Annotated in this window: 10 protein-coding genes; 4 read left to right on the top strand and 6 right to left on the bottom strand. The window is 71.9% G+C overall.

Translation table 11 applies throughout. From position 1 onward, the window contains the following. Positions 1-44 precede the first annotated feature (44 nt). Both H293_RS0103110 and pepN read right to left on the bottom strand, forming a co-directional pair. A complete protein-coding gene (locus tag H293_RS0103110; RefSeq protein WP_020116415.1) occupies positions 45-1,091 on the bottom strand; it encodes a hypothetical protein in 1,047 nt (348 codons plus the stop codon). A 206-nt stretch (positions 1,092-1,297) separates the two neighbouring features. Then, on the bottom strand, positions 1,298-3,913 hold the full coding sequence (pepN, locus tag H293_RS0103105) for an aminopeptidase N (protein ID WP_020116414.1): 2,616 nt from the start codon (positions 3,911-3,913) through the stop codon (positions 1,298-1,300). Between the two features lie 137 nt (positions 3,914-4,050). On the opposite strand from pepN, the gene H293_RS0103100 reads away from it, so the two are divergent. Beyond that, positions 4,051-4,713 carry a mycothiol-dependent nitroreductase Rv2466c family protein gene (locus tag H293_RS0103100; RefSeq protein ID WP_020116413.1) on the top strand — a complete coding sequence of 221 codons (663 nt, stop codon included), beginning with the start codon at positions 4,051-4,053 and terminating at the stop codon, positions 4,711-4,713. Between the two features lie 267 nt (positions 4,714-4,980). Here H293_RS0103100 and H293_RS0103090 read toward each other — a convergent pair whose 3' ends face one another. Together H293_RS0103090 and H293_RS0103085 are read right to left on the bottom strand one after the other, a co-directional pair. Next, complete coding sequence (locus tag H293_RS0103090) at positions 4,981-6,405, bottom strand: FGGY-family carbohydrate kinase (protein ID WP_020116411.1); 1,425 nt, start codon at positions 6,403-6,405, stop codon at positions 4,981-4,983. A 41-nt stretch (positions 6,406-6,446) separates the two neighbouring features. Continuing rightward, entirely contained in the window at positions 6,447-7,490 is a 1,044-nt protein-coding gene (locus tag H293_RS0103085; protein ID WP_020116410.1) for a 2-hydroxyacid dehydrogenase, read from the bottom strand. 97 nt (positions 7,491-7,587) lie between these two features. Here H293_RS0103085 and H293_RS0103080 point away from each other — a divergent pair, with 97 nt between their 5' ends. The 3 genes from H293_RS0103080 (at position 7,588) to H293_RS0103070 (ending at position 10,508) form a co-directional block, all read left to right on the top strand. Further along, entirely contained in the window at positions 7,588-9,006 is a 1,419-nt protein-coding gene (locus H293_RS0103080; protein ID WP_020116409.1) for an FGGY-family carbohydrate kinase, read from the top strand. Positions 9,007-9,095: 89 nt separating this feature from the next. Next, positions 9,096-9,719: a histidine phosphatase family protein gene (locus H293_RS0103075; RefSeq protein WP_020116408.1), complete on the top strand. Its 624-nt coding sequence runs from the start codon at positions 9,096-9,098 to the stop codon at positions 9,717-9,719. Between the two features lie 12 nt (positions 9,720-9,731). Next, positions 9,732-10,508, top strand: coding sequence for an SAM-dependent methyltransferase (locus H293_RS0103070; RefSeq protein ID WP_020116407.1), 777 nt, complete (start codon positions 9,732-9,734; stop codon positions 10,506-10,508). Positions 10,509-10,532: 24 nt separating this feature from the next. Here H293_RS0103070 and H293_RS0103065 read toward each other — a convergent pair whose 3' ends face one another. Together H293_RS0103065 and H293_RS0103060 are read right to left on the bottom strand one after the other, a co-directional pair. Beyond that, positions 10,533-11,942, bottom strand: a complete 1,410-nt coding sequence (locus H293_RS0103065; RefSeq protein WP_020116406.1) for an amino acid permease — start codon at positions 11,940-11,942, stop codon at positions 10,533-10,535. 112 nt (positions 11,943-12,054) lie between these two features. Then, on the bottom strand, positions 12,055-12,951 hold the full coding sequence (locus H293_RS0103060) for a TauD/TfdA dioxygenase family protein (RefSeq protein ID WP_020116405.1): 897 nt from the start codon (positions 12,949-12,951) through the stop codon (positions 12,055-12,057). Positions 12,952-12,960: the final 9 nt, after the last annotated feature.

Genomic DNA, 12,960 nt, shown 5'->3' with positions numbered 1-12,960 from the left:
CCGTGGCCCCTCCTCTCCCCTCCTGGTCCCGCCCCGGTCCGTCACTACCGGGGCAGCACCACGACATACGCGGCGGGATCTCGGTCGCCGGAGGCCATCAGGGCCGTACGGACCACCGTCGCCTGCTGTTCCATCGCGTCCCGGAGCTTGCGCGGGGTGATGTGGACGACCGTGATGCCGAGCCGCTCCAGGTGCTCGCGCTTGCGGGCGTACTCGGACCAGAGCGCGTCCTCGTCCTGACGGGGAGCGCGGGTGTCCAGCTCCACCGCGACCGCCTGCTCCGGCCAGTACGCGTCCAGGCCGCCCAGGTGCGGGCCGCCCGGCAGCCTCAGGTCGACGTTCCACACCGGGTCGGGGAGGCCGTACTCCTCGACCATGCGGTACAGGCGGTCCTCCGCGATGGCGCGGCCCTCGGCGAGCAGGGAGTCCACCGCGTCCACCACGTGCGGGCGGCTCAGCAGCTTGGCGTTGTTCAACTCCCGGACGACCGCGGCCGGTTCGCAGTGCCCGCCGCGCACCGCCTCCGTCAGCAGCCGGCGTACCGCGCCCGCGTCCGTCAGTTCGGTGACCGCGTCGGCGAGGGCGCGCGGCACCGGGGCGACCGGGAGGCCGGTGACCTGTTCGGCGGCGGGGAGCGCCGAGGTGCGGACGATCCGCGCGCCGCCCGTCGAGCGCAGCCGCCGCATCCTCGGGACCAGGACGTCGATCCGGTCCAGGGAGAGCAGCGTCGGGGTCGAGCTGAAGCCGTGCAGGGTCAGCGCCGCCAGGCCGGTGATCATCGCATCCGCGTACACGGGGCGGTGCGGCTCCTCCGCGCCCGGCTGCGTCGGGACCCCGGCGCTCTGCTCCCGTGACGCGTACATCAGCACCGCGTGCAGCCGCTCCTCGCTGGTCGGCGGGCCCGGGTGGAGCAGGAAGACACCCGGGAGGATCTGCTGCCAGGGGCCGCCGGGCCGGCACTGCTCGTTGGCCTCGGCGACCGAGACGCCGGTCGCGCGCAGCCGGCCGGCCGTCACGACACGGCGCTGCACCTCGGAGAGGTGACGCAGGGGGCGGGGGGAGAGCGGGGGGACCGGGGTGTTGTGGTTCATGCAGCGGAGGTTCCCGCCTCAGGACCGCCCGCTAACCGCTGTTACACGCCCGTCGACAAATATGGACAAGGCAGTACTAAAGGACGGGTGTTCGGGTGCCGAGTAGGGAGCGAAAACCCCTGGTCCATTCGGGTGGGACCAGGGGTTACGGCTCCTATTGACCGTATTTCGTAACGGCTACCGGACGCCCAAGCTCAGGCCAAAGGTCATGCGGTGTTGACGGGGTCGACGGCGCTGCCGGCCCCCGCGTCGCACTCCTGCCCCCGCAGCGCCCGCGCCAGATCGTCCCGCCCCTCCAGCACCAGCCTGCGCAGCGCCGGCGCCGCGTCCTCGTGGGCCGCGAGCCACGCGTCGGCCGCGTCGAGCGTGGCCCGCGAGTCCTGGAGGGAGGGGAACAGCCCCGAGACGATGTTCATCGCGATCTGGATCGACCGGTCCTTCCAGACCCGCTCGATCGCCGCGAAGTACTTCTGCGTGTACGGCTCCAGCAGGGTCCGCTGGGACGGCTGCTCGAACCCCGCGATCGTCGCCTCGACCAGCGCGTTGGAGAGCGCGTCGGACTCCACGACCTGCGCCCACGCCTGCGCCTTGACGGCCTCGGAGGGCCGGGCGGCCAGGCAGCGGACCTGGTGGCGCTTGCCGGAAGCGGTGTCGTCGCGGGCCAGCTCGGCGGCCAGCGCCTTCTCGTCGGCGACCCCCCACACGGCCAGCGGCTGCAGGAACGCCCACCGCAGCTCCTGGTCGACGTCCAGCCCCTCGATGACCGCCGTGCCGTCCAGCAGGCCCTGCAACAGGTCGAAGGCGGCCGGGCCCGCGGCCGTCCGCGCGAAGAACCGCGCCCAGGCCAGCTGCTGCTCGCTGCCCGGCTCGGCGGCGAGCAGCTCCCGCTCGGCCCCCTCGGCGAGCAGCCCCGCGCCCGTGTCCCGCCAGTCCGGCGCCACGTAGTGCACGAGCGCCGACTCGGCCCACGCGTGCAGCATTTGCAGGACGCCGATGTCGGACTCGCGGCCCGCGAAGCGCAGCACGATGTCCACGAACTCCCTGGCCGGGAGCAGCGCGTCCCGCGTCATGTTCCACAGCGCCGACCAGCACAGGGCGCGGGCCAGCGGGTCGGTGAGGTCGCCGAGCCCCGCCTTCAGGGTCTCCAGGGAGCCCGCGTCGAAGCGGGTCTTGCAGTACGTCAGGTCGTCGTCGTTGACCAGCACGAGCTCCGGCACCTCGGCACCGGCCAGCTCCGCCACGACCGTACGCGGCCCGTCGACGTCCGCCTCGGCACGCGCGTACCGCTCCAGAGCCCCTTCGGGCGTACGGCGGTACAGCCCGACCGCGACCCGGTGCGGCCGCAGCTCCGGGTGGTCCGCCGGGGCAAGGGCAGCCGCCTCCTGCACGACCGCCAGCTCGTCGATGCGCTCCTCGGGGCTCAGCAGCACCTGCGGGGTGAGGGAGTTGACCCCGGCCGTCTGGAGCCAGGACCGCGCCCACGCGCTCATGTCCCGGCCGCTGGTCTCCTCCAGGACCGACAGCAGGTCACCGAGCCGTGTGTTGCCGTACGCGTGCCGCTTGAAGTAGCGCCGCGCGCCCTCCAGGAACGCGTCCTGGCCGACGTACGCGACGAGCTGCTTCAGTACGGAGGCGCCCTTGGCGTACGTGATGCCGTCGAAGTTGAGCTTGGCGTCCTGGAGGTCGCGGATGTCGGCGGTGATGGGGTGCGTGGAGGGCAGCTGGTCGGCGCGGTAGGCCCAGGCCTTGCGGCGGTTGGCGAAGGTGATCCAGGCGTCGGTGAAGCGGGTCGCGCCGACGTTGGCGAAGGTGCCCATGAAGTCCGCGAAGGACTCCTTCAGCCACAGGTCGTCCCACCACACCATGGTGACCAGGTCGCCGAACCACATGTGCGCCATCTCGTGCAGGATGACGTTGGCCCGGCCCTCGTAGGACGCCCGGGTGACCTTGCCCCGGAAGATGTACTCCTCGCGGAAGGTCACGAGCCCCGGGTTCTCCATCGCGCCGAGGTTGTACTCGGGCACGAACGCCTGGTCGTACTTCCCGAAGGGGTACGGGTAGTCGAAGTGCTCGTGGAAGAAGTCCAGGCCCTGCTTGGTGACGAGGAAGACGTCGTCGGAGTCGAAGTGGGGGGCGAGCCCCTTGCGGCACAGGGCGCCGAGGGGGATCTCCAGGCGCGTGCCGTCCTCCAGGACCCGCTCGTAGGAGTCCTTCACGTAGTGGTAGGGACCGGCCACCACACACGTGATGTACGTCGAGATCGGCTTGGTCTCCGCGAACCGCCAGACCCCGTCGTGCTCCGAACCGACGCCGTTGCTCCACACCGTCCAGCCCTCCGGCGCCCGCACCTCGAAGCGGAAGGGCGCCTTGAGGTCCGGCTGCTCGAAGTTCGCGAAGACGCGGCGGGAGTCGGCCGGCTCGTACTGGGTGTAGAGGTAGACCTCGCCGTCCTCGGGGTCGACGAAGCGGTGCATGCCCTCGCCGGTGCGGGAGTAGGCGCACCGGGCGTCCACGATCAGTTCGTTCTCGGCGGCCAGGTCCTCCAGGGCGATCCGGGAGCCGTCGAAGACCTCGCCGGGGTCCAGGTCCCGGCCGTTCAGCGAGAGTGCCGTGACGCTCGGTGCGATCAGGTCCGCGAAGCTCGTGGCCCCCGGCTCGTTGCACCGGAAGCGGATCGTGGTGACCGACCGGAAGGTGCGCGGACCGTCCCCGGCCTCGTCCCCGACGGCCGAGCGCAGGTCGAGGGACACCTCGTACCCGTCGACGGACAGCAGGGCGGCCCGCTCCCGGGCCTCGTCACGGGACAGATTCTCACCGGGCACGGGCGATGCTCCCTCGGATGGTGTTCAGCATGCGGACAGGCCCGATCCTGCCATGTGCCCCTGACATCGGTCAGCCGGGAATGGGGTGGGCGGCGACCGGTGTTGCGGGTTGAAACGAACACTTCTCTAGGAGACTCATGTCCGAGACCGCGAGCGCCTCCGGCAAGACCCCCGTCGACTTCTGGTTCGACCCGCTGTGCCCCTGGGCCTGGATGACCTCCCGCTGGGTCCTGGAGGTGGAGAAGGTCCGGGACATCGAGGTGCGCTGGCACATCATGAGCCTGGCGGTGCTGAACGAACCGAAGATCGACGAACTGCCCGAGGAGTACCGCGAACTCCTTGAGACCAAGGCCTGGCAGCCGATCCGGGTGGTCACCGCGGCCTGGCAGAAGCACGGCTCCGACATCCTCGGCCCGCTGTACACCGCGCTCGGCACCCGTATCCACAACGAGGGCCAGGGCCCGACGCGCGAGGCCGTCGAGGGCGCCCTGGCGGACGTCGGCCTGCCCGCCGACCTGATCGAGTACTTCGACCAGAAGGACTTCGAGTTCGACGCCGAGCTGCGCGCCTCCCACAAGGAGGGCATCGACAAGGTCGGCCAGGACGTCGGCACCCCGGTCATCGCGGTCCCCGGTTCCGACGGCGAGCAGATCGCCTTCTTCGGCCCGGTCGTCACCCCGGCCCCCAAGGGCGAGGAGGCCGGCCGCCTGTGGGACGGCACGGTGGCGGTCGCCTCGGTCCCGGGCTTCTACGAGATCAAGCGCACCCGCACCAAGGGCCCCGACTTCAGCAACCTGTAGTCACTTCTCCGGCTCGGGAAAGGACCCCCCGTCCTTCTGGTCCCCGCGCCGCTGATACCGCAGACACCCTTCACGAGCACACCGGAAGTACGAGCCCAGGCGGGTGTGCCTGGGCTTGTGCTCCCGGACGAACTTCTGCTCGTCCTCAGTGAGCGCACGAAACTCCTGAAGACTCCCGCCGCAATTCGAGCACCGCATGAACACCGTGAACTGCAACCCCCTTAGGGGCGCGGGGAACTGCGCGACCAGCCACGACGAGACCCGCAGCTAACGTCCGGCCGCCCCCCGAGCCACATCCAACCGCACCAAATGTTCCTGGAACCCCTTGGCGTAATACGCGGAACGTCCCGGATCCGGCTCAACAACGTCCGTAGGTTCGGTCCACACTCCCGCGTCAAGAGAAACCCCGTACCGCTCGGCCGCAGCCAGCACCGCCCCCCGGGCCCCCACCTCCCCCTCCACAACCCTGAGCGGCCGCCCGAGGACATCGGCGAGCAACTTCATCCAGGCAGGGCTCCGGGTCCCCCCGCCGCACACCGCGAGAGCGCCCGTCAGCCCCGCCGCCTCCAGACAGTGCCGAGCCGCGTACCCGATCCCCTCACAGGTCGCCCGGATCAGATCGGCAGGCGTCGTCTCCAGTGAGACCCCGCTCAGCTCGGCCCGCAGATGGGGCTCGACAAACGGAGCCCGCTCCCCGGAGGGAGCGAAGTACGGCAGCACCCGCACCCCGTGCGCCCCCGGCGGAGTCGACGCCAGCAGCTCGTCCACCTCCGCGTGCGTGACGCCCGTCGTCGAGAGCACCCAGTCCAGCGCGGCGGTCCCGACCATCGCCGGCATCGCCCGCAGCCGGTGCCCGTGCCGGTCGGTGGAGATGTACAGGCCGGCCGGCTCACCGCTCAGATCGAGCTCGGTCGTGGCGACCAGCGCGGCGAGACAGGTCCCCACGATCAGGAGACCGTCCCCGGGCTCGGTGACCCCGGCCCCCAGCGCACAGGCCGGCAGGTCGTACGGCCCGTTCGAGAGCCGTGTCCCGGACGGCAGCCCTTCCCGAGCCTCGCCCGTGGTGATCGGGTCCCCGACGGGCGGCAGCAGCCGCCGGCGATGGGTGAGCCCCAACAGCTCCACCACCCGGTTGTCGTACGACCGGGTCCGCGGGTCGAGGAAGGGCATGGACGCGTCCGACACGTCCGTCGTCGCCCGCGCGGCCCCCGTGAGCCGCTGGAAGACCATGTCCTTGCAGTACACGGCGGCCGCGGCGGCGTCCAGAGACTTCGGGTCGTACCGGTCCAGCCAGGCCAGCAAGGGTCCCGGCGAGCCCGGGAACATCGCGCCGCCGGTCCGCCGGAACACCGTCTCGAACGTGCCGTCCGCGAGCCACTGGTCGAGCAGTTCGTGCGCCCGCCCGTCCATCCAGGACATCGCCGACCGCACCGGCCGCCCTTCCCCGTCGACCAGCCACACCCCGTCGCCCTGTCCGGTCAGCCCGGCCAGCTCCACCGGCTCCGGCACCCGCCCGGTCAGCTTGCCGAGGACGTCGACGACGGCGCCGTAGACCTCGTCCATGTCCTGCTCGACGAACCCGCCGTGCAGGGAGAGCTCCACCGGGCGTGACTCGACGGCCAGTTGACGGCCCCCGCCGTCGAAGGCGGCGGCCTTGACGACGGACGTGCCCACATCGATACCGACGTACATACGGATTCCCTCCTACGCCCTCCTGCGACCGACCACGACCGTCACGTCAAGCAGTGCGCCAACCGCTCCCCCCGAGCCCAGCGGCCCACCTCGGCCGCCGCGATCCTCGCCGCCTTCTCGGCCACCGCGCGGCTCGCCCCGCCGAGGTGCGGGGTCAGGACGACCCGGTCGGCCAGGGCGCGCAGCCGGGAGTCCGTGGGCAGCGGCTCGTGCTCGTAGGTGTCGAGGGCCGCCGCCGACACCCGGCCGGCTTCGAGGGCGTCGCACAGGGCGCCCTCGTCGATCAGGGGGCCGCGGGCCACGTTCACCACGACCGCCCCCTCGGGCAGCAGGGCCAGCTCGCGGGCGCCGATCAGGCCGCGGGTCTCGGCGGTCAGACGGGCGTGCAGAGTGATGACCCGGGAGCGGGTGAGGAGCTGGTCGAGGGAGGACACGCGCAGCCCGTGGATCTCGCCGCGCACATAGGGGTCGTACACCATCACCTGCGCCCCGAAGGCGCACAGCACGCGGGCGACCCGGCTGCCGACGGCGCCGTAGCCGACGAGTCCCACGGGCAGGTCCTCCAGCTCCAGGCCGCTGTGCTCGTACGTGTAGTAGGCGGCGCCGCCCTCCCAACTGCCCTGTCCGGCAAGGAGGTCGTGGGCCTGCGGGATGCGGCGCACGGCGGCCAGCAGCATGCCGACGGTGAACTCCGCGGTGGCGGCGGCGTTGCGGCCGGGCGCGAAGCACACCCGCACGTCACGGGCCTTGGCCGCGTCGAGGTTCACGTTGACCGGGCCGCCCCGGCACACGACGACCAGCCGCAGGCTGCCGGCGGCGTTCAGCACCCGCTCGGTGACCGGGCCCATCTGGGTGACGAGGACCTCCGCGCCGTCCAGCGCCTCGATCAGCTCGTCCTCTGCGTCGCTCGCCTCCGTCACCTCCGAGACGGGCCCGAAGGGCTCCAGGGGCCAGCCGAGCGTCACCTCCTTCGTCTGCGCGCTGATGCCGCCCAGCTCGGCCTCGACGGCCCCGGCGATCAGCCCCGGCAGGACGAAGTGGTCGCCGGCCGCCACGACACGTACGGGATCGGTCCTCTGGGTCATCGTCGACCTCCGGATCGTCGCTTCACTGAGACGATGTTGAGCCGCGAGTCCCGGGTACGCATAGACCCCGTGCGGGTGGGAGGCTCCGATGACAGGGATGACGGACGAGAACGAGACGGCGTGGCTGGGGATCGACCTCGGCACCCAGAGCGTGCGCGCGCTGGCGGTCACGGCCGACGGAACCGTGCTGGGACGGGGTTCCGCCCCGCTCGGCGGCATGCGCGAGGGCGTGCGGCACGAGCAGGATCCGGGGGAGTGGTGGGAGGCGGTGCGCACGGCGTCCCGTTCCGCGCTTCTCACCCTGTCGGGTGTACGGATCGGCGGACTCGCTGTGTGCGGGACGTCGGGGACGGTCCTGCTGACCGACCCGGAGGGCCGGCCGACGAGCCCGGCGCTCATGTACGACGACGCACGCGCGGCGGGTGAGGCGGCCGGGCTGCGGGAGGCGGGGCTGGCCGTCCAGGACACGTGGGCGCTGCCGAAGGCGCTGTGGCTGGCGCGGGAGTACGGCGGCCGGGGCGGCCGGGTCACCCACCAACCCGATGTCGTCACCGCCCACCTGATCGGCAGCCCGGTGCCCACCGACTCCAGCCACGCGCTCAAGACGGGCTACGACGTCGAGCGCGGCGCCTGGCCGGAAGTCGCCCTGGACCTTCCCGAGGTCGTCCTGCCCGGCACCCGGCTCGGCGAGGTCTGCGCGGCCGCCGCGGAGGCGACCGGCATCCCGGCCGGCACGCCCGTCGTCGCCGGGATGACCGACGGCTGCGCGGCCCAGATCGCCGCGGGTGCCCTGCGCCACGGTTCCTGGAACTCGGTGCTCGGCACCACCCTGGTACTGAAGGGGGCCACCCCGGACCCGGTGCGGGACCCGAGCGGTGTGGTCTACAACCACCGCGCGCCGGGCGGCACCTGGCTGCCCGGCGGGGCGTCGAGCGTGGGCGCCGGGGCGCTCCCGACGGACCTGGACCCCGGGGCCATGGACGAACGGGCGGCCGCGTACGAGCCGTCCGGCGCGGTGGCCTACCCGCTGGTGTCGCGGGGGGAGCGGTTCCCCTTCCGCGCGCCGGACGCCACCGCCCTCCTCCTCGGCACCCCCGCCGACGACGCCGACCGCTGGGCCGGGCTCCTCCAGGGCGTCGGGTTCGCGGAACGCCTCTGCCTCGACTACCTGCACCACCTGGGCGCCCCGCTCGACGGCCCCCTCACCTTCACCGGCGGCGCGGCCCGCAGCCCCTACTGGAACCAGCTCCGCGCCGACATCCTCGGCCGCCCGGCCCGCGTACCCGAACAGACCGAACCGGCCCTGGGAATGGCGGCGTTGGCGGCCCACGGCGTCACCGGGAAGCCCTTGCCGGACCTCGCGGAGCGCATGGTCCGCGTCCGCACGACGCTTGTACCGAACCTTGAGCGCACCACTCTCTTCGCCGAGCCATACGCCCGCCTCGTCGACGAACTCACGAACAGGGGCTGGCTCCCGGCCCCGGTAGCTGCACTCGCACACCACCGACTGAACTGAGAAACCAGCTTGGACACCCACCTGCTCAGGGGCGCGGGGAACTGCGCGACCAGCCACGACGGCGCCGCACTCGAAGACGGGACCCAGACATGAGCACCACCCTCCTACTGACCCGCCACGGCCAAACCATCTGGCACGCCGAGAACCGCTACGCGGGCGTGAGCGACATCGGCCTCACCGACGAGGGCCGGGAACAGGCGCAGGCGCTTGGGCGCTGGGCCGCCGCACACCGTCCCGACGCGATCTGGACGTCCAACCTGTCGCGGGCGATCGCCACCGCCGAACCCGCCGCGCGCGCCCTGGGTGTGACACCGCACCGCGAACCCGGCCTCAGGGAGTGCGACTTCGGGGTGGTGGAGGGCCGTACCCTCGCGGAGTTCGCGGCTGAAGTCCCCGACGCGGCCGAGGCGTTCCGCGCGGATCCCGTGACGTATCCCTTCCCCGGCGCGGAAGATCCCCTGAAAGCGGCCGCCCGCGGCACCGCGGCCCTGCGCCGCATCGCCGCCGCCCACCCCGGCGAGCGCGTCCTCGTCGTAGCCCACAACACCCTGCTCCGGCTGACGCTGTGCGCGCTGCTGTCGATCCCGCTCAGGGAGTACCGCAGAGTGTTCCCGCGGTTGCGCAACGCGGCGATCACCGAACTCCGCCTCGACAAGCACGGATCCGCCGCACTTCTCTCCCTCAATGTGCCGTGCGAGCAGGACCGGTCGTAGCACGATAGGAACATGACGGAGATCGACACCTCGGTGCCGCATTCGGCCCGGATCTGGAACTACTGGCTCGGCGGCAAGGACAACTACCCCGTCGACGAAGCGGCCGGCGACGCCTACACGGCCGTCTTCCCCGGCATCGTCACGATCGCCCGCAGCAGCCGCGCCTTTCTCGGCCGCAGCATCCGGTACCTCGTCGAGGAGGCGGGCGTCCGCCAGTTCCTGGACGTCGGCACCGGGCTGCCCACGGTCGACAACACCCACGAGGTCGCCCAGCGCAGCGCCCCCGAATCGAAGATCGTCTACGTCGACAACGACCCGCTGGTCCTCGCCCACGCCCGCGCCCTGCTCACCTCCACCCCGGAGGGCGAGACGGCGTACGAGGACCTGACGCTCTACGAGCCGGAGAAGATCCTGGAGGCCGCCTCCCGGACCCTCGACCTCACCCGCCCCACGGCCCTGATCCTCAGCGGCATCCTCGGCCATGTCGGCGACTACGACCTGGCCCGCGAACTGGTCGGCCGGCTGGTGGCGGGCCTGCCCTCCGGCAGCTACCTGTGCATCAACGACGGCTCCCGCGGCACCGACCCGGACTACGAGCACGCCCAGGACGCCTACAACGAGACCGGCGCGGTGCCCTACTTCCTGCGTCCGGTGGACAAGATCGAGGCGTTCTTCGAGGGACTGGAGCTGGTGGACCCGGGCGTGGTGTCGGTCCCGCTGTGGCGCCCGGACGGCGACACCGTCCCGGCCCCGATCGGCCAGCACGGCGGCCTGGCCCGCAAGGCCTGACCGAACCCGGGAAGCCCCCGCGAGTCACGTCCTCGCGGGGGCTTCCGCCCGCCGGCCGGCGCGCGCCTTCTGCCACGCGTGTCCCGCACCCGCCAGGACCAGAGTCAGGCCGCCCGTCCAGTACAGCTGCACCCGCGTGGCAGGCTCCCGGGCCATCAGGACGAGGATCGCCGCCATGCCGGCCAGGGCGACCCAGGTCAGGTACGGGAAGGCCCACATGCGCACGGTCAGTCGCTCGGCGGCCTCGCGTTCCAGCGCGCGGCGCAGCCGCAGCTGGGATACGGCGATGAAGGCCCAGACGACCAGGATGACCGCGCCGATCATGTTGAGGAGCCACGAGAAGACGTCGTCGGGGCGCCAGTGGCTGAGGACCACGCAGACGAAGCCGAAGACGCTGGAGGCGAGGACCGCGAGGCGGGGGACACCGCCGTGGACGCGGCCCAGGGCGCCGGGGCCGAGGCCCCGCTCGACCAGGGAGTAGGCGATGCGGGAGGAGCCGTAGACGTTGGCGTTCATCGCGGAGAGGAGGGCGACGAGGACGACCACGTTCATGAGCCGGCCCGCTCCCGGGATGCCCAGTTCGTCGAGGGCGGCGACGTACGGCCCCTTCTCCACGACCGCCCGCGCGTCCCACGGGACCAGGGTGACGATGACCGCCATCGAGCCGACGTAGAACAGCGCGATGCGCCACATCGCGGTACGGACCGCGCTCGCCACCCCGCGCACCGGGTCCTCGGACTCGGCGGCCGCGATGGTGACCGTCTCCAGGCCGCCGTACGCGAAGACGGAGGCGAGCAGGCCGACGACCAGGCCCTCGCCGCCGCCCGGGAAGAAGCCCCCTCGGCCGGTGAGGTTCGCGGTGCCCGGCGCGTCCGTACCGGGCAGGACGCCGGCGATCGCCAGCACTCCGAGGATCAGGAACAGGGCGATCGCGGCCACCTTGAGGGCCGCGAACCAGAACTCGAACTCGCCGAAGTTCTTCACCGCGGCCAGGTTCGTGCCGCAGAAGACCAGCATGAACAGGGCCACCCAGGCCCACTCGGGGGTCCCCGGGAGCCAGCCGGTCACGATCTTCGCGGCGCCGATGCCCTCCAGGCCCACGGCCGTGCACAGCAGGATCCAGAAGGACCAGCCGACGGTGAAGCCCGCCCAGGGGCCGAACGCCCGCTCGGCGTGCGCGGAGAAGGAGCCGGAGGAGGGGTGTGCGGCCGACAGCTCGCCGAGCATCCGCATCACCAGCATCACGAGGAGGCCGGAGAGCGTGTAGGCGAGGACGATCGACGGGCCGGCGGCGGCGATCCCCGCGCCGGAGCCGACGAACAGTCCGGCGCCGATCACCCCGCCGAGGGCGATCATCGACAGGTGGCGCTGCTTGAGGCCGTGGGTCAGGGAGGCGTCGGACCCTTGTGGGGTCTTGACGGTGGTGCTGGGCATGGGCGGGTTCGTCCAGTGCGTGAGACGGGCGAAAACGCCCACAGTCTGGGCGGTCTCCCCTGGTCAGAGGGGAGACCGCCCACGATGCGGACCCGTCCGGGACGGACGGTGACTACGCGGCTACGGCCGTGTAGTGCGAGGCGTCCCCCTGGATCGGGTAACTCTCCTTGCCCTCGATGCCCACCGGGACGTCCCCGGCGACGGTCACCCGGTGCAGCCGGCGCGGCAGACCGTCGTAGTTGTCGACGGCGTAGTGCTGGGTGATCCGGTTGTCGAACAGGACGAGCTGGTTCTCCGACCAGCGGTGGCGCAGCAGGTTCTCCGGGCGGGTGACGTAGGACTGGAGCAGGTCGAGGAGCTTGCGGGACTCACCCGTCGACAGGCCGACGATCCGCTGCGCGAACCCGCCGATGAACAGCCCCCGTTCACCGGTCAGCGGGTGGACGCGGACCACGGGGTGGGCCGTGCGGAACTTGATCGAGGTGAACTGGGCGCGCCGGGCGGCCTGTTCCTCGTCCAGCGTCTCCTCCGGTACGGCGTAGTCGTAGTCGTTGGTGTGCTCGGCCCACAGGTCGTCGGCGAGGCGCCTGAGGGGTTCCGGCAGATCCCGGTAGGCGGCCGCCGAGTTGGCGATCAGGGTCTCGCCGCCGTACGGCGGGATCGTCAGGCTGCGCAGGGTGCTGGCCTGGGGCGGGTTGAGGACGAAGGTGACATCGGTGTGCCAGTGGTTGGCCGCACGGCCTCCCTCGCTGTCGACGGGCAGGACGTTCGGGGCGCCGTCGACGGCGGGCACGGTCGGATGGGCGGTGGTGAGTTCGCCGAAGTGCCGGGCGAAGGCCTGCTGGCCCTCGTCGTCGAGGTGCACGTCGCTGAAGACCAGCGCCTTGTGGGTGTTGAGGGCGTCACGGAGAGCCGTGGCCGTCTCCTCGTCGAGCGGCTTGGCGAGGTCGACGCCGAAGACCTGGGCGCCGATGTTCGCGGTGACCTTGCGGATCTCGATACCGGACATGGGAAGGGT

This window comes from Streptomyces canus 299MFChir4.1 (assembly GCF_000383615.1).
Lineage (GTDB): Bacteria > Actinomycetota > Actinomycetes > Streptomycetales > Streptomycetaceae > Streptomyces > Streptomyces canus_C.
This window is presented reverse-complemented; position numbering and strand designations above follow the sequence as displayed.